This is a genomic window from Gemmatimonadetes bacterium SCN 70-22 (genome assembly GCA_001724275.1).
Taxonomy (GTDB): Bacteria; Gemmatimonadota; Gemmatimonadetes; order Gemmatimonadales; family Gemmatimonadaceae; genus SCN-70-22.
This window is the reverse complement of record MEDZ01000004.1, coordinates 110,381-127,692: the sequence shown is the minus strand read 5'-3', so window position 1 is coordinate 127,692 and position 17,312 is coordinate 110,381. Positions and strand designations below refer to the sequence as shown.

15 protein-coding genes and 1 pseudogene are annotated in these 17,312 nt (G+C 70.6%); 11 read left to right on the top strand and 5 right to left on the bottom strand.

Translation table 11 applies throughout. From position 1 onward, the window contains the following. Positions 1-28 precede the first annotated feature (28 nt). The 8 genes from ABS52_03555 (at position 29) to ABS52_03520 (ending at position 7,734) form a co-directional block, all read left to right on the top strand. Positions 29-1,087 (top strand): GTPase, encoded by a 1,059-nt coding sequence (locus tag ABS52_03555; protein ID ODT04818.1) that lies wholly within the window; start codon positions 29-31, stop codon positions 1,085-1,087. 56 nt (positions 1,088-1,143) lie between these two features. Further along, the gene (locus ABS52_03550; GenBank protein ODT04817.1) at positions 1,144-2,778 is read left to right on the top strand and encodes a methylmalonyl-CoA mutase; all 1,635 of its coding nucleotides are present in this window, start codon (positions 1,144-1,146) and stop codon (positions 2,776-2,778) included. A 41-nt stretch (positions 2,779-2,819) separates the two neighbouring features. Then, complete coding sequence (locus tag ABS52_03545) at positions 2,820-3,647, top strand: hypothetical protein (protein ODT04680.1); 828 nt, start codon at positions 2,820-2,822, stop codon at positions 3,645-3,647. Positions 3,648-3,796: 149 nt separating this feature from the next. Further along, complete coding sequence (locus ABS52_03540; protein ID ODT04679.1) at positions 3,797-4,207, top strand: methylmalonyl-CoA mutase; 411 nt, start codon at positions 3,797-3,799, stop codon at positions 4,205-4,207. Next, a complete protein-coding gene (locus ABS52_03535) occupies positions 4,204-5,820 on the top strand; it encodes a propionyl-CoA carboxylase (protein ODT04678.1) in 1,617 nt (538 codons plus the stop codon). Before ABS52_03540 ends, ABS52_03535 begins: the two co-directional genes overlap by 4 nt. Before the next feature lie 8 nt (positions 5,821-5,828). Next, positions 5,829-7,190 (top strand): ATPase, encoded by a 1,362-nt coding sequence (locus ABS52_03530; GenBank protein ODT04816.1) that lies wholly within the window; start codon positions 5,829-5,831, stop codon positions 7,188-7,190. Continuing rightward, entirely contained in the window at positions 7,187-7,540 is a 354-nt protein-coding gene (locus tag ABS52_03525) for a hypothetical protein (protein ODT04677.1), read from the top strand. The genes ABS52_03530 and ABS52_03525 overlap by 4 nt, the downstream gene beginning before the upstream one ends. An 11-nt stretch (positions 7,541-7,551) precedes the next feature. Further along, positions 7,552-7,734 carry a hypothetical protein gene (locus tag ABS52_03520; protein ID ODT04676.1) on the top strand — a complete coding sequence of 61 codons (183 nt, stop codon included), beginning with the start codon at positions 7,552-7,554 and terminating at the stop codon, positions 7,732-7,734. A gap of 46 nt (positions 7,735-7,780) precedes the next feature. Here ABS52_03520 and ABS52_03515 read toward each other — a convergent pair whose 3' ends face one another. From ABS52_03515 to ABS52_03495, 5 genes and pseudogenes are all read right to left on the bottom strand, one after another. Then, on the bottom strand, positions 7,781-8,833 hold the full coding sequence (locus tag ABS52_03515) for a hydrogenase expression/formation protein HypE (GenBank protein ODT04675.1): 1,053 nt from the start codon (positions 8,831-8,833) through the stop codon (positions 7,781-7,783). Between the two features lie 85 nt (positions 8,834-8,918). Beyond that, positions 8,919-10,028, bottom strand: a pseudogene (locus ABS52_03510) (hydrogenase formation protein HypD). Then, positions 10,025-10,327, bottom strand: a complete 303-nt coding sequence (locus ABS52_03505) for a hydrogenase (GenBank protein ODT04674.1) — start codon at positions 10,325-10,327, stop codon at positions 10,025-10,027. The pseudogene ABS52_03510 and the gene ABS52_03505 overlap by 4 nt, the downstream one beginning before the upstream one ends. A gap of 38 nt (positions 10,328-10,365) precedes the next feature. Then, the gene (locus ABS52_03500; protein ODT04673.1) at positions 10,366-11,085 is read right to left on the bottom strand and encodes a hydrogenase accessory protein HypB; all 720 of its coding nucleotides are present in this window, start codon (positions 11,083-11,085) and stop codon (positions 10,366-10,368) included. Further along, the gene (locus tag ABS52_03495) at positions 11,082-11,429 is read right to left on the bottom strand and encodes a hydrogenase maturation nickel metallochaperone HypA (protein ODT04672.1); all 348 of its coding nucleotides are present in this window, start codon (positions 11,427-11,429) and stop codon (positions 11,082-11,084) included. Before ABS52_03495 ends, ABS52_03500 begins: the two co-directional genes overlap by 4 nt. Before the next feature lie 279 nt (positions 11,430-11,708). Between ABS52_03495 and ABS52_03490 the strand changes: the two genes are divergently transcribed. From ABS52_03490 to ABS52_03480, 3 genes are all read left to right on the top strand, one after another. Next, on the top strand, positions 11,709-14,015 hold the full coding sequence (locus ABS52_03490) for a carbamoyltransferase HypF (GenBank protein ODT04815.1): 2,307 nt from the start codon (positions 11,709-11,711) through the stop codon (positions 14,013-14,015). 9 nt (positions 14,016-14,024) lie between these two features. Beyond that, complete coding sequence (locus ABS52_03485; protein ID ODT04671.1) at positions 14,025-14,696, top strand: hypothetical protein; 672 nt, start codon at positions 14,025-14,027, stop codon at positions 14,694-14,696. 112 nt (positions 14,697-14,808) lie between these two features. Next, entirely contained in the window at positions 14,809-17,295 is a 2,487-nt protein-coding gene (locus tag ABS52_03480; GenBank protein ODT04670.1) for a hypothetical protein, read from the top strand. Positions 17,296-17,312 lie beyond the last annotated feature (17 nt).

Sequence of the window (17,312 nt, the reverse complement as noted above, 5' to 3'; positions counted from 1 at the left end):
CGCCGCCAGCGGCGAGCTCCCCGCCGCGATCCAGCGACTCCTGGGCGCGTTCGACGCCCGGCAGCCGGCCGCCCTCGCGCGTGCCGTCAGCCTGGTCGAGAACCAGCGCGAGGGGTTCGATGCGCTGCTGGCCGCGCTTCACCCGCGCATCGGCCGCGCCCGGCGCATCGGGATCACCGGACCGCCGGGAGCCGGGAAGAGCACGCTCACGACCCAGCTCACCAAGGCGTACCGCGCCGCCGGGCTCACGGTCGGCATCGTCGCCGTGGACCCGACCTCACCGTTCACCGGCGGGGCCCTGCTGGGCGACCGCATCCGCATGGAGGACGTGGCGCTCGACCCGGGGGTGTACATCCGCTCGCTCGCGACCCGAGGATCGTTAGGCGGCCTGTCGTCGGCGACGCGGGTCGTGGCCGATGTCCTCGACGCCTTCGGCTTCGACCGCATCCTGCTGGAGACGGTGGGCGTCGGCCAGAGCGAACTCGACATCGCCCGCGCCGCCGAGAGCACCCTGGTCGTCCTCGTTCCGGAGTCGGGCGACTCGATCCAGACGCTGAAGGCGGGGCTGATGGAGATCGCCGACCTGTTCGCGGTCAACAAGGCCGACCGCCCGGGGGCGGACCGGGTGCGCAACGACATCGAGCTGATGCTGGGGATGCGATCGGGGCTCGCATTGCGCGACGTGCCGGCGCACCATGGGGTGGACCTGGGCGCCATTGCCAACCCCGCCAGGGTGGCGCGTGCCGCCGCGCGCGGCGAGCAGGAGGAGCGCTGGGTCCCCCCGGTGCTGCGCACGGTCGCCGCCAAGGGGGAGGGGGTCGGCGAGGTCGTGGACGCGCTCGACCGGCACTTCCGCTATCTTGGGGCCAGCGGGGAGCTGACCCGGCGACGACGCGAGCGGTGGCGGGAACAGGTCCTGGAGGTGGCGGAGCAGCGCCTGCGACACCGGGTCTGGCGCGACCCGGACATCCAGGCCTTCATCGAGGCGTCGCTCCCGGCCATCGAGGCCGGCACGAGCACGCCGTTCGGCATCGCCGACGAGTTGTTGCGGCGCGGTGCCGGGATCCTAACGAGGACGAGCCCATGACGTCGATGCGCGATCTGACCGAGACGGTCCGCGAGCAGCAGCAGGAACTCGAGCGCCTGCGCGCGGAAGTGGCGCGCTGGCGCACGCGCTACGAGCAGGGTGAGAAGCGCGACCTCGCCTTCGTGAACTCCGAGAAGGAGGTCGAGCCGGTCTATACGGTGCTCGACGCCATGGACGGCGATCCCCTCGCGCTGCCGTTGCCCGGCGACTTCCCGTACACGCGCGGCATCCACCCCACGGGTTACCGCGGCCGCTTGTGGACGATGCGCCAGTTCGCCGGATTCGGCACGGCGCGCGAGACCAACCAGCGCTTCAAGTTCCTCCTCGAGCACGGGCAGACGGGGCTCTCCACCGCATTCGACTTCCCGACGCTGATGGGCTACGACTCCGACCATCCGCGGTCGGAGGGTGAGGTCGGGAAGACGGGAGTCGCCATCTCGTCCCTGGCCGACATGGAGACGCTCTTCGACGGGATCCCGCTCGACAAGGTCTCGACGTCGATGACGATCAACGGACCGGCGGTGATCCTCTTCTGCTTCTACGTGGCCGCGGCCGAGCGCCAGGGGGTGAAGCCGGAGCAGGTGATGGGGACGGTCCAGAACGACATCCTCAAGGAGTACATGGCGCAGCACGCGTGGGTGTACCCGATCGAGCCCGCGTTGCGCCTGATCGTCGACCTGTTCGAGTGGGCGGCGACGAACACGCCCAAGTGGAACACCATCTCCATCAGTGGCTACCACATCCGCGAAGCCGGGGCGACGGCGGCGCAGGAGCTCGCCTTCACCCTGGCCAATGGCTTCACGTATGTGGAGCGCGGGATGGCGCGCGGCCTCGACGTCGACACCTTCGCCCCGCGCCTGTCGTTCTTCTTCGACATCCACAACGACTTCTTCGAGGAGATCGCCAAGCTGCGCGCCGCGCGCCGCATCTGGGCCAGGCGCCTGCGCGACGTGTACGGGGCGCGGGACCCGCGCTCGTGGATGCTGCGCTTCCACTCGCAGACGGCAGGGGTGACGCTCACCGCGCCGCAGCCGATGAACAACATCGTGCGGGTGGCCTACCAGGCGATGGCCGCGGTGCTCGGCGGGACGCAGTCGCTGCACACCAACTCCATGGACGAGACGCTGGCCCTCCCCACCGAGGCGGCGGTGCAGGTGGCGCTCCGCACGCAGCAGGTCCTCGCCTACGAGACCGGCGTCGCCAACGTGAGCGACCCGTTGGGCGGGTCCTACTACGTCGAGGCGCTCACCGACCAGTTCGAGCGCGAGGCCGAGGAGATCTTCGCCCAGGTCGAGGAGCAGGGCGGCGTGGTGAAGGGGATCGAACAGGGGTGGTTCCAGCGCAAGATCGCCGAGAGCGCCATGCGCCAGCAGTGGGAGATCGAGCAGCGCCGGCGCCTGGTGGTGGGGGTGAACGAGTTCGTCACCGAGGAGCCGGAGCTGACCATCCCGGTCCTCAAGGTGGGGAAGGAGGCGGACGACACGCAGCGCGCCGGGCTGGCCCAGCTGCGCGCCACACGCGACTCCACCCTCGTCCAGCAGCGCCTGGGCGCGCTGCGCGACGCGGCGCGTACGGACGCCAACCTGATCCCCTACATCCTCGATTGCGCCCGCGCCTATTGCACCTTGTACGAGATCCGTGCGGCGATGGAGGAAGTCTTCGGCGCGTACCGGGAGCCGGTCTTCTTTTGAGCACCAGAAGACGAGAAGACGAGAAGACGGGACGACGAAGGATGGCTTCCGCGGGCGCCGGGAACCGGCGCGGCGAGGGTCGCTCACCCTCGTCGGCTCGCCCCCACGTCGCCTCGTCCGCTCGCGGGGAGTGGTGGGCGTCGTACTTCGACGCGCAGTACCTGCTCGAGTACGAGCCGATCTTCGACCTGGCGCAGGACCGGCGCGAGGTCGCCCGGCTGATCGAGATCCTGGAGCTCCCCGTCGGGGCGCGCGTGCTCGACGTGCCGTGCGGACAGGGGCGACATGCGCACCTCCTGGCGGAGACCGGCTTCGACGTCGACGGGCTCGATTATTCACGCGAGCTGCTGCAGAAGGCCAGGGCACGCGGAACGGGAGCCACGCTGCGGTACACGCAGGGTGACATGCGCCGCCTGCCGGCCAGGTGGAGCGGACGCTTCGACGCCGTGCTCAATCTCTTCACCTCGTTCGGCTTCTTCACGCAACCGGCGGACGATGCGCGCACCATCGCCGAGTTCGCGCGCGTCCTCCGCCCCGGCGGCATCCTGGTGTGGCACGGCGGGAACCGCGACGGCGTGATGGCGCGCTTCGTGTCGAAGGACTGGTGGACGACGACCGACGGGACGGTCGTGGCCCACGAGCGCACCTTCGACCCGCTCGCTGGAATCCTGACGATCCGTTCGACGTTTCGCGGCGCCGGCGTGAACGGGGAGCGAGAGCACCGACTCCGGCTCTATACCGCCACGCGCCTCGCCGAGCTTTGCGCCGACGCCGGGCTCGTCGTCGAGCAGGCGTTCGATGGATGGCGCGACCGCCCGCTCCGGCGCAGCTCCGGCGAGATGCTCCTCGTTGCCAGGAAGGAGCACTAGGCGAGAGGTGCCTTCCCCAGCGAACGGGGGCTAGTTTTCCGGTCGCCGCTCGCCGGCGACGGAACACGCCGCTCGCCGGCGCTGGAACACGCCGCGCGCCGTTCGTCGTTGAACGCTTCCACACGGTACGCCCCACGACCGAGCACCCTATGTCCCGACCGATTCGTGTCCTGATTGCCAAGCCCGGCCTCGATGGCCACGACCGCGGCGCCAAGGTGGTGGCCGCCGCGCTGCGCGATGCCGGGATGGAGGTGATCTACACCGGGCTGCACCAGACCCCCGAGATGATCGCCAACGCCGCCGTGCAGGAGGACGTCGACGTGATCGGGCTGTCGATCCTGAGCGGGGCACACATGACGCTCTTCCCCAGGGTCCGCCAGCTGCTGGTGGAGGCGGGGCGGGATGACATCCTCGTCACGGGCGGCGGGATCATCCCCAAGGAGGACATGGAGGCGCTGCGCGCCCAGGGGATCGGGGAGCTGTTCGGCCCCGGCACCCCGACATCGGCGCTGATCGACTACATCCAGGGGTGGTTCCAGTCCCGGCAGCCGGCGGCATGACGTCACGATTGCGGGAGCTCGGCGCGGCGGTGCGCGAGCTCGAGGCGACGCTGCGCTCCGGCGGCGGCGCCGACAAGGTGGCCCGACAGCACAAGCAGGGAAAGCTCACGGCGCGCGAGCGCATCGAGGCGCTGTGCGACGTCGGCTCGCGGTTCCTCGAGATCGGCCTCCTGGTGGCCTACGACCAGTACGACGGCCAGGCGCCGGGCGCCGGCGTGGTGACGGGAATCGGTCAGGTGCACGGCCGCGAGGTCGTGATCGTGGCGAACGACGCCACCGTGAAGGCCGGCTCCTGGTGGCCGGAGACGATCCGAAAGATCCTGCGCGCGCAGGAGATCGCGATGCGCTGCCGCATCCCGATCATCTACCTCGTCGACTCGGCCGGGGTCAACCTCCCGTACCAGGGGGGGGTCTTCCCGGGGCAGTACGGGGCGGCGCGCATCTTCTACTACAACTCGATCATGCGGCGCTACCTCCGGGTGCCGCAGATTGCCGCGGTCATGGGGCCGTGCATCGCCGGCGGTGCGTACCTTCCCGCGCTCTCCGACGTCATCCTGATGGTGAAGGGGACGTCGTTCATGGGGCTCGGCGGCCCCAACCTCGTGAAGGGGGCCACCGGCCAGACGATCGACGGCGAGACGTTAGGCGGGGCGTCGACGCACACCGAGGTCAGCGGCGTGGCGCACTACGCCCTGGACGACGACGCCGCCTGCCTGGCGAAGATTCGCGAACTCGTCGCGCGGCTTCCGCAGGGAGCCGCACTCCCCGCTCGCGTCTCCCCGCGCCCGTCGGGCGCCTCACCGGACGCCCTCTACGACCTCCTCCCGGCCGACCACCGCATGTCCTACGACATGCATGCGGTGTTGCGTTCCGTCCTCGACGACGGAACGCTCGACGAGTTCCAGCCCGGCCTCGCGCGAGAGATGATCTGCGGCGACGGGCACATCGAGGGAATCGCCGTCGGCGTCATCGCCAACCAGCGCGGCCTCATCAAGGGGCGCCCGGGGGAGAAGCCGCGCTTCGGCGGGATCCTCTATGCGGAGAGCGCCGAGAAGGTGGCGTACTTCATCGACCGCTGCGATCGACAGGGCATCCCGCTCCTCTTCGTGCAGGACGTGTCGGGCTTCATGGTCGGCGCCGAGGCCGAGCACGAGGGGATCATCCGCGCCGGGGCGCGATTCGTCGAGGCCATGGCCTGCGCACGCGTCCCCAAGCTCGTCCTGACCGTGAACCACGCGTCCGGGGCGGGCTACTACGCGATGGCGGGGCAGGGGTTCGACCCCGACTTCATCTTCTCGTGGCCCACGGGGCGCATGGGGGTGATGGAGGGAGAATCCGCGATCCAGGCGGTCCACGGCCCGGCGCTGGAGGCGGCGAAGAAGGCCGGCCACCCTCCGTCGGGCGAGGTGCTGCAGGCCGTCGAGGAGATGCGAGCCGACTACGAACACCAGCTCGACGCCCGCTACGCGGCCGCGCGCGGCTACGTCGACGCCATCATCCATCCGGAGGAGACGCGCGACGTCATCGCCATGGCCTTGCGCGCCGCGCTCCGCAACCCGGGCCCGCACATCGGGGCCTTCGTCCTTCCGCCGCAACCGGAGGTTGCACGATGAGTGCGCCGATGAAGTCGCTCGTCAGGGTCGCATCCGGCCAGGGATTCTGGGGCGACTGGCTCGAGGCGCCCCGCCGCCAGGTGGAGGGAGGCCCCGTCGACTACCTCATGCTCGACTACCTGGCCGAGGTGACGATGTCGATCCTCCAGAAGCAGAAGGAGCGCGACCCGAAGATGGGGTATGCACGCGACTTCATCGGGGCGATCGAGTCGGTGCTGCCGGGGATCGTCGAGCGCGGGGTGAAGGTGATCGCCAACGCGGGCGGGGTGAACCCGCGGGCATGCGCCGACGCCCTCCTCGCCCTCGCCGACCGGAAGGGCGTGCGAGGCAAGTTGGCGTTAGGCGTAGTGACCGGTGACGACCTCCTGCCGCGCCTCGACGCGCTGCTGGCCGAGGGGCATGCGCTCGCCAACATGGACACGGGCGAGCCGCTGTCGATCGTGCGCGACCGGGTCCTCTCGGCCAACGCCTACATCGGCTCGGACCCCATCATCGAGGCGCTGGCCAAGGGCGCGAACGTGGTGATCACGGGGCGCTCGACCGACACGGCGCTGACCATGGCCCCCCTGCGCCACGAGTTCGGGTGGGGGCCAGGCGACTGGGACAAGCTCGCCGCCGGGATCATCGCCGGCCACATCATCGAGTGCGGCGCCCAGTGCTCGGGTGGCAACTGCCTCAAGGACTGGGACACCATTCCCGACGTCTGGAACATCGGCTACCCCATCGTGGATGCGCGCCCCGACGGGACCTTCGAGATCTGCAAGCACCCCGACACCGGCGGGCGTATCGACGTCTCGACGGTCTCCGAGCAGCTGGTGTACGAGATGGGCGACCCGCACTCCTACATCACCCCGGACGTCGTCGCCGACTTCACCTCGATCCAGCTCGCGCCGTCGGGCGAGAACCGCGTGAGGGTCTTCGGGATCAAGGGGCGCCCCCCGACCGACAAGCTCAAGGTGTCGATCGCGTACCGCTCCGGCTACAAGGCGGTGGGGACCCTGGTCTATGCGTGGCCCGATGCCCTGGCGAAGGCACAGGCCGCCGACCAGGTGCTGCGCCGGCGCCTGGAGTACCTGGGGCTCACGTTCGACACCATCGTCACCGAGTTCGTCGGCGCCAACGCGACCCATGGCCCGCTGGCGGGCGATCATCGCGATGCCCCGGAGGTGCAGCTGCGGGTCGGCGTCCGCGGCCAGGACAAGGCGATGGTCGAACGCTTCACGCGCGAGCTGATCCCGATGGTCCTCAACGGCCCGCCGAGTGTGACCGGCTTCGCGGCGGGACGCCCGAAGGTGGAAGAGATCGTCGCCTACTGGCCGGCGCTCATCGACAAGAGCGTCGTCACGACCCAGGTGGAGGTGGTGCGATGAAGGTGCGGCTCCTCGACCTCGCCCATGCCCGGTCCGGGGACAAGGGTGACACCGCCAACGTCGGCGTCATCGCCCTGAAGCCCGAGTGGTATCCCCTCCTCGCGCGCGAGCTCACGGTGGACCGGGTGGCGAGGCACTTTCGCGGTGTCATCACCGGCGGAGTGCAGCGCTACGAGCTTCCCAACCTGCACGCGCTGAACTTCCTGCTGCATGGGGCGCTCGACGGGGGCGGGACGCTCTCCCTCAAGACCGACGCGCAGGGAAAGGTCTTCTCGACCGCCATGCTGCGGATGGTCCTCGACCTCCCCGAAGCCGAGGTCGCGGCGCTCGGCCTTCCGGTCGCGCACTGAGGCCAGCCGCGATGGGCACGGTCACGAAGGCCAAGCTCGCGCTGACGGTCATGGGGCTGATCATCTTCGCCGCTGGCGTCCGCCTCGACGATGCACGCCTCCGCGTGATCGCGATCGTCCTCGTGGCGGTGGCGTGGGCCATGCGATTCATCAAGTCGAAACCGGCGTCCTCGGACGGCCCTCCGGAAGGGTGAGCCGTGGGCCCCGGTCGCGGCGGTGGCGCCCACGCGCCGCGGCGGATCAACAGATGCGCGGCAGCTGCTCCCCGATCTGCATGGTGACCACGCGGCTCGCACCTATCGCGGTGCGCTCGATGAGCATTCCAGGGTGCGCAGCGGTCACCTCGCCGATGATCGCCGCGTCGGCGCCGAGCGGATGGGCGCGAAGGGCGGCCAGGGCGGCGTCGCCCTGCGCCCGCTCGACGATCGCGATCAGCTTTCCTTCGTTTGCCACGAAGTAGGGGTCGAGGCCGAGCAGTTCGCACGCCGACCGGACCTGCGGGCGCACGGGGATCCGGTCCTCCTGCACCACGATGCCGACCGACGCCTGGGTCGCGATCTCGTTCAGCGCCGAAGACAGCCCTCCGCGCGTCGGGTCACGCAGGACGTGCACGCCGGGGGCAGCGGCCAGGAGGTCGCGCACCATCGTGTGGAGCGCGGCGCAGTCGCTCTCGATCGTCGTCTCGAACTCGAGCCCCTCGCGCACGCTCATGATCGCCATGCCGTGATCCCCGAGCGTTCCGCTGAGGAGGACGAGGTCGCCCGGGACCGCCAGCTGCGGCGCGATCGCCACGCCGTCGGGGACGATCCCCACGCCGGAGGTGTTGATGTACAGGCCGTCGCCCTTGCCGCGCTCGACGACCTTGGTGTCGCCGGTGACGATGCTGATCCCGGCCGCGCGGGCGGCCGCAGCCATCTCGGCGACCACGCGCCCAAGCGACGCGGTGGGGAATCCCTCCTCGATGATGAACCCCGCGCTCATGAAGAGCGGCGTTGCCCCGCTCATCGCGACGTCGTTGACCGTCCCGTTCACCGCCAGCGTCCCGATGCTCCCGCCGGGGAAGAAGAGCGGGCGCACCACGAAGGAGTCGGTGGAGTACGCGATGCGCCCCGGCGGCAGGGCGAGCACGGCCGAGTCGGTCATGCGGTCGAGCGCCGGGTTCGAGAAGGCGGGCTTGAACAAGTGGTCGACCAGCTCGTTGGTGAGCTGGCCTCCTCCGCCATGCCCGAGTACGATCGCCGGGTAGTCCCTGAGCGGGAGGGGACACGACCAGGCGGCGAGGTCGATGGTCACGGGAGCCGCACGATGGACGGGAGATGGGAGACGGGAGACGGGAGTGCGCCGGCTGGCGGCGCAGCCGCGTCCACGAGGGACGGCGTCACGCGGTGGTGCGCTGGAGGGTGACGAACCTTCCGTAGTTGTAGTACGCCGCGCACGCTCCCTCGCTCGACACCATCGTCGCGCCTAACGGGGTGCGGGGCGTGCACTCGCGGCCGAACGCCGCGCATTGGTTGGGCTTGAGGGCGCCCTGCAACACCTCGCCCGCGCGGCACAGCGTCGATTCGCGCGTCGCGATGCGCCCGACGTCGAACCGGCGCTCGGCGTCGAAGTCGCGATACGCATCGCTCAGCCGCCACCCGCTCCCGGGGATGACGCCGATGCCGCGCCACGCACGGTCGGTGACCTCGAACACCTGTCCGAGGAGTGCCTGCGCCGGACGGTTGCCGTCGAAGGTGACGACCCGTTCGTAAGCGTTCTCCACCCGGCCCTCCCCGTGCTCGAGCTGCCACACCGCGCGACGGATCCCCTCCAGGACGTCGAGCGGCTCGAAGCCGGTGACGACGATGGGGACGTGGTGCTCGGCCGCCAGCGCCGGGTACTGCCAGAACCCCATGACGCTGCAGACGTGCCCGGCCGCCAGGAACGCCTGCACCCGATTGGCGGGAGCGCGCATGATGGCATCGATGGCGGGCGGGACGAGGACGTGCGAGACGAGCATGGTGAAGTTCCGCAGTCCCTCCCGCTTGGCCAGGTGCACGGCCATCGCGTTGGCCGGCGCCGTGGTCTCGAAGCCGATCCCGAAGAAGACGACCTCCCGGTCGGGGTGTGCCCTCGCCAGCTGCACGGCGTCGAGCGGGGAGTACACGACGCGGACATCGCCGCCCTCGCTCTTCACGCGAAAGAGGTCCCGCTCGCTGCCCGGGACCCGGAGCATGTCGCCGAACGAGGTGAAGATCACCCCGGGGCGTGCCGCGATCGCCAGCGCCTTGTCGATCACCTCGAGCGGCGTGACGCACACCGGGCAGCCCGGCCCGTGGATCAGCTCGATCCCGTCGGGGAGGAGCTGGTCGATCCCGTTGCGGAGGATGCTGTGCGTCTGCCCGCCGCACACTTCCATGATCGCCTAGCGGCGCGTGGTGATCGCCCTGATGTCGGCGGCGAGCCGCTGGGCGATGGCGCCGTCGCGGAACTCCGTGAGGTACCTCATTGCAGCTGAGGTGGGAGGGGGCAGGCGTCCGGTGGGCGATACGCCTCGTCCGGCACCTCGCCCAGTTCCTCCTCGAGGATTCCCAGCTCGCGAAAGTGCTGCAGCGTCTGGTGCGCCGACGCCTCGTCCACACGGGAGATGGCAAAGCCGACGTGGACGATCGCGTAGTCGCCCACGACCGCGTCGGGGAGGTACTCGAGGCAGACCTGCTTCTGGATCCCCCCGAAGTCGAGGCGCCCCATCCGGGCGCCCCCGGCCTCGAAGATGTCGACGATGCGTCCAGGAACGGCGAGGCACATGGTTCGCGTTGCGGAGGGTGACCGTTCACGCTCGACGACTATGAAGCACCAGGCTCGCTGGCGGAAGGGGCCAGCGCGGCGCCCAAGCGTCCCTGCCATTCGTCCCGCCGCTCGCGAAGCAGCGTCATCCACTGCTCCATCCCGCTCCCGCACTTCGACGACACCTCGAGGATCGTCATCCCGGGGCGTACTTCGTGAATGGCGCGGTGCGCCTTGGCTCGGTCGAACTCGCACGCCTCGGCCAGGTCCATCTTGGTGACGACGGCGACGTCGGCCGAGTTGAACATGGTGGGATACTTGAGCGGCTTGTCCTCGCCCTCCGTCACCGACAGGAGCGCCACCCGCAGTGCCTCGCCCAGGTCGTAGCTCGCCGGGCAGACGAGGTTGCCCACGTTCTCGATGAAGAGGAAGTCGAGCGACGCCAGGTCCCAGTCCCCCAGGAAGTCGCCGATCATCTCCGCCTCGAGGTGACAGCGTCCGTGCGTGTTGATCTGGCGCGCCGGCGCTCCGCTCCGCGCCAGGCGCTGCGCATCGTTGTCGGTCTCGAGGTCCCCCACCAGCGCCGCGGCCTGCGCGCCCGACGCCAGAAGGTCGCGAAGCGTATGCTCCAGGAATTGCGTCTTCCCCGTGCCCGGGCTCGAGACGAGGTTCACGACGTAGACCCCCGCAGCCTCGAAGCGCGCGCGCAGCCCCCGCGCCAGCTCGTCGTTCTTCTTCAGGATTCCGGCGCGAACCTCGACGATCCGGGTCTGGCTCATGATTCGATCTCCACCGATTCGACCTGCAATTCACGCCCCTGCCGGATCTCCCCGCACGGGGTGCCGCAGGTGGGACAGCGAAAGCTCTGCACCCCAGCCAACTCGACCTCCTTCAGGCAATGGGCGCACCATACCACCAATGGTACGTCGAGAATCTCCAGGCGCGACCCCTCCAGTAGCGTCCCCTGGCTGGCCGCTTCGTAACAGAACTGCAGGGCGCCCGACTCCACGCCGGCGAGCGCCCCCACCTTGATGCGGACGGAGAGCACCTTCGCCGCGCCTGCGCGCTGCGCGGCCTCCACGGATTGCTCGACAATTCCCTGCGCCAGCGAGAGCTCGTGCATCGAAGACAGATAAGCGGAGTGACGAAGCGGTTCGCCCGGACCAGCGCGGCCGCCTCGGGGGGCGCGGGCCGGAAGGGCGAAAGCTCGCTACCTGGCACCTGGAGGCCAAGGTGCGACGAAAGGGCGGGGTGCCGTGTCGGCGATTGGAGGGCAGTTGCGCCCGGGAATCCCACTATCCGTGGGCGCGTGGGGCGCGGCACCTTCATGCCATGGGAGATCGGGTGAGTGCCCCTCGCCCCCCTCAGCGCCGTGGCCGGTGCACGGGACGCGCGCCGTGCGGTGCCGGATGGAGGAGCGGTGGAACGCGTTAGGCGTCGCGTGCACGTCCGCGGCGTGGTGCAGGGGGTCGGGTTCCGCCCCTTCTGCCATTCCCTGGCCGCGCACTTCGGCCTGGCCGGCCACGTCGGCAACGACGGAGCGGGCGTCTTTCTGGAGTTGGAGGGAGACGCCGGGCACGTGGCCGCCTTCCTCCAATCGCTCGAGCGCGAGGCTCCCCCGCTCGCCCGCATCGAGGAGGTGCACGTCGAGTCCGTCCCGACGCAGGGAGAGCGCGAGTTCCGCATCCTTGCCAGCGAAGCCCTCCCGGGGGAGGTGACGCCGGTCTCTCCCGACGTCGCCACGTGCGACGACTGCCTCCGCGAACTGCACGATCCCGCCGATCGCCGCTATCGCTACCCGTTCATCAACTGCACGAACTGCGGACCGCGCTACACCATCATACGCGACGTGCCGTACGATCGCCCGCTCACCACCATGGCGTCGTTTGTCATGTGCGAGGCGTGCGCGCACGAATACCACGACCCGCGCAACCGGCGCTTCCACGCGCAACCGAACGCATGCCCGGCCTGCGGTCCCCGCCTGGGTTGGCGCACGCGCGACGAGAAGCGCGACTCCCTCACGGGCGAAGCGGCGCTGGCGGCCGCCCTGGATACGCTACGGAGCGGGGGCGTGGTGGCGGTGAAGGGAATTGGCGGCTTTCATCTGGCGTGCGACGCCACAAGGCCGGAGGCCGTGATGGCGCTGCGGACCCGCAAACGACGGTCGGACAAGCCATTCGCCATCCTGGCCCGGGACGTCACCGAGGTGTGTCGCTTCGCGGAGGTCTCACCCGATGCAGGGCGCCTCCTCACGTCGCCGGCGCGCCCCATCGTCCTCCTGCAGCGTCGGGGCGCCCCCGACATCGCCGTGGCCCGTGAAGTGGCGCCGGGGCAGGCGACCCTCGGCGTCATGCTCCCCTACACGCCGCTGCACCACCTGCTGGCCGCAGTTGGGCCGCTCGTTCTCACATCCGGAAACCTGAGCGAGGAGCCGATTGCCCGCGACAACGCCGAGGCGCTCGAGCGCCTGGCCTCCCTCGCCGACGGCTTCCTGCTGCACGATCGCGAGATCCACGTGGTCTGCGATGACTCGGTGATTCGGGTGCACCAGGGACGCGAGCTTCCCCTGCGCAGGTCACGCGGCTATGCCCCGTATCCGGTGCGCCTCCCCGCGCCAGCGCCAGCGGTGCTGGCGGTGGGGGGAGAGCTCAAGGGCACCGCCTGCCTCACGCGCGACCGCTACGCCTTCCTCACGCCCCACATCGGCGACGTGGGCAACCTGGAGACGCTCGCCGCGCTCGAGCGCGCGTGCGACCATCTGGCGCGCCTCTTTCGCGTGGTGCCGGAGCGTCTCGCCTGCGACATGCACCCAGGCTACCTCTCGGCCCAGTGGGGGCGCCGCTTGGCCGCCGAGCAGCGCCTGCCAGTGATCGAAGTCCAGCACCACCATGCGCACCTTGCCGCCCTCATGGGCGAGCACGGCCTGGGAGCGCGCGACGCCATCCTCGCCTTCGCCTTCGACGGGACCGGCTACGGGACCGACGGCACGATCTGGGGTGGCGAGGTCCTGCTTGGCGGCTATGCCGGCTTCGAGCGCGTGGCCCACCTGGCGCCCGCCCCACTCCCCGGAGGCGACGCCGCCGTACGGCGCCCCGCCCGGACGGCGCTGGCCCAACTGTGGGCTGCCGGCCTGCCATGGGAGGGAACGCACGCCGCGGCGGCGTTGGCCGCCGGGGAGCGCCGCGTCCTCCGCACCCAGCTCGAGCGGCGCATCAACTGCGTCGACACCACGTCGATGGGACGATTCCTGGATGCGGCCGCCTCGCTCGCCGGAGGGCGCCAATCCGTGAGCTACGAGGGCCAGGCGGCGATCGAATTCGAGGGGATGGCCCGTGAGGGAGCCGCACGCGGTCCCGCGTACCACTTCGAGTGCTCCGACTCGCCCGGCGATGTGATTATCTTCGACGGCGCGCCCGTGCTGCGCGGTGTTGCGGCCGACGCGGCCGTCGGACGCGACAGGCGAGACATGGCGCGGGCGGTGCATGTGGCCGTCGCCGGCGCGATCGTCGCCGTCGCATCCCGCCTTCGGGAGACGCGCGGGATCGACCGTGTGGGGCTGACGGGCGGCGTGTTCCAGAACGTCCTCCTGCTCGCGCTCGCCGAGGACGGCCTGCGCGCGGCCGGATTCACGGTGCTGCTGCACCACAAGGTTCCACCTAACGATGGCGGGCTCGCGCTCGGACAGGCGCTGGTCGCCGCCCACGCGTGAGGACGGCAGATGTTCCTGGGAATCCTGACAATTGTGGGGGTGGGCTTCCTGGTCGGCTTCCGCCACGCCTTCGAGCCGGATCACCTGGCCGCCGTGACGACCCTCGCGACTCGGCATCGTGGCCTCGCGCACGCGGCGCGACTCGGAGTCGCCTGGGGCGTGGGGCACACCGCCAGCGTCGCCGTGGTGTCGCTGGCGCTCATCGTCCTCGGCATTCACGTCCCCGAGTCCTTCTATCGCACGGCGGAGCTGGGAGTCGCGCTGCTCCTGATCGCCCTGGGCGTCTCGTCGCTCGTGGCCGAGGCGCGTCGACATCGGCGGGAGCTCGGGGAGCCGCACGCGCACGCCCACGATGCGCACCTCCCGCATTCGCACGATCCCGGGATCCGCACCGTCGCGCGCTCCCTCTGGTTCGGCGTCGCGCACGGGATGGCCGGGAGCGGGGCCGTCATCGTCCTGATGGTGGCGGCCGCCTCGACCAGGGAGGCCCAGCTCGGATACCTGGCGGCGTTCGGGCTCGGGACGGTGGCGGGGATGTCGGTCGTTTCGCTCCTCACCGGAGCGGTCGCCGGCGCCGCCGCAGCGCGGAACCTCGTGTACGCACGCCGCATCCGCATCGGGGCGGCCATCGCCAGCGCCGTGGTCGGCGTGATGCTGGGGTGGCGCACGTTCGTCGGCTGAGCGGCTCGTTGCGACATTCGAGGCGGGGCCTCCCAGCCGGGGCCTCGTAGCGGGACGCACCAGCGGGGGCCCTCCCGAAGGGGCATTCCACCGGTCGTTAGATTTCGCCCCCATGTCCCAGCGTCCCATTCCCGAACTCCTGGCCCCCGCCGGCTCGCTCGATGCGGTTCGCGCGGCCGTGGCCAACGGCGCCAACGCGGTGTACCTCGGCGCCGAGCGATTCAATGCCCGGGACGAGGGCGCCCAGCTCACGCTCGACGAGCTCGAGCAGGCTTGCCTCATCGCCCACGGCGGGGGGACGCGCGTTTACCTGACGCTGAACACGCTGGTCAAGCCGGCCGAACTGGCCGACGCGCTCGCCCTGCTCGGCGAAGCGATCGACCGCGGCATCGATGCGGCCATCGTGCAGGACCTGGGGATCATCCGCCTGATTCAGCAGGTGTATCCCGGTTTCGAGATCCACGGCTCCACGCAGATGACGGTGCACGACGCGAGCGGGGCGCTCCTGATGCACGACATCGGACTCGAGCGCGTCGTCCTGGCGCGCGAGAACACGCTGGACGACGTGCGCGCCATTCGCGCCGCCGCGCCGGCGCTCGGGCTCGAGACCTTCGTGCACGGGGCGCTGTGCATCTCCTACTCGGGACAGTGCTTCATGTCGGGGATGATCTCGGAGCGGAGCGCGAACCGCGGGTCGTGTGCGCAGTCGTGCCGCAAGGATTACGTACTCACCGACGCGCGGAGCGGAGAGGAGCTGGACCGCGGTTACCTCATCTCGGCGAAGGACCTGGCGGCGTACGACCAGCTGCGCGAGCTGGCCGAGGCTGGCGTGGACTGCCTCAAGGTCGAGGGGCGCAAGAAGAAGCCTGAATACGTCGCCACCGTCACGCGCACCTACCGCGACTTCCTCGATCGCGTTGCGGCTGGCGACGCGGCGCATCCGACCGCCGAGGAGGTCCGCCCGCTGGTGCAGATCTTCTCGCGCGGCTTCACCAGCGGGATGTTCACCGGCCGGGCGGGGCGGGACTACATCACCCGGGAGCAGCCCGACAATCGCGGACACGAAATCGGCATCGTCCTCGGTCGCGACGGGCAGGATCTCCTGGTCGAGGTCACGCACGCCATCCAGCCGGGCGACGGGCTGGGCTTCGAGCCGCCGCCGGGGGCGCGTGCACGGTCGACCGGCTTCGCCGTGACCCGGGTGCGAACCGTGTCGGCTCGAAATGGCGTGATGCGACAGGCCATCCATGCTCGCGATCGCGTCCCGGCCGGGTGGCGCGTGGTGCGCAGCTCCGAGGCGGCGCTGCTGGAGCGCGCCCGCGCCTCGTTCGCGGCGCTCCCGATTCCCGCGCGAGGGCGGCGCCAGCGCCTCGATGTCCGGCTCTTCGGCAACGCGGGGGCCCCCCTCAAGGCCGTCTTCGCGGCGGGAGGCGAGCAGGTGGAGGTCCGCAGCGAGGTCGCGCTCGCCCCGGCCTCACAGCGTGCCCTCGACCACTCCCGCCTGCGCGAGCAGCTGGGGCGGCTGGGCGAGACGCCGTTCACGCTCGGCGCGCTCGACATCGCCGGGCTCGCCGATGGGCTCTTTCTCCCGGTGAGCGAGCTCAACAAGCTCAGGCAGGGGGCCGTCGACGCGTTGCTTCTTCGCCGGGACTGGGCGCGCTCGGCGGAGGAGGCCGAGCGTGCGGCGCGCATCCACGCCGCCATCGCTGCACCGCTCGGCCCCGGCGCCCCCCCACGTGACGGGTGGACACTCTCGGTGGAGGTATGGTCGCTGGACGAGGCGCGCGCGGCGGCAGCGGCCGGGGCCACCGAGATCGTCGTCGACCCGTTCCTGCGCCACCCCGTGCCGCCAGCTGCACGCCTGCGGGCGCTGGCGGCCGAGCTGGGGGAAGGGGGCGTCGTGGTGCGCCTGCGCACGCCCACCATCGTCCGCCCCGAGGAGCGTCGCGCGCTCGACAAGTGGCTCGATTTGCAGCTGCCGGTACTCACCGGGCACGCCGGGCTGGCCGTGGAGCTGGCGGCGGCCGGGCGCGACGTGGCCACCGACTACGCGCTCAACGTCTTCAACGCGCACACCGCCGCGGAGTTCTTCCGCCGCGGCATTTCGCGGATGGCCGCCTCCGTGGAGCTCACGGTCGAGGAGATCGCCCAGCTCGTCGCCCCATGGAAGGGGCGCGGCTTCGACGTCGTCGTGTACGGACGCCCCGAGGGGATGACGATCGAGCACTGCGTCCTCTCGGCCGCGTTCGACCGCGTGGCGACCACCTGCCGGGACCTGTGCGTGCAGAAGCATCCCGTCGTCGAGCTGACAGACCCGGCGGGCTACACCTTCCCTGTCGCCACCGATGCCGCGTGCCGCAACCGGCTCCTGCACTCGCGCCCCATCGAGGGGTCGGAGTTCGTCCCGCGCCTGTGGGAGGCGGGGATCCGAACCTTCCGGATGCTCTTCAACCTTCCGGGCGATCCGATCGCCGAACTGGTCGGCGACTACGCCCGGCTGCTGGGGGCACTCGCACGCCATGAGGCGCCCCCGGCACTCGCCGTGCGCGAGCGCCTGGCGCACCACTTCACCCGCGGGCACTTCACGCGCGCCGTCTGATCTCGGCGGTGTTGCAC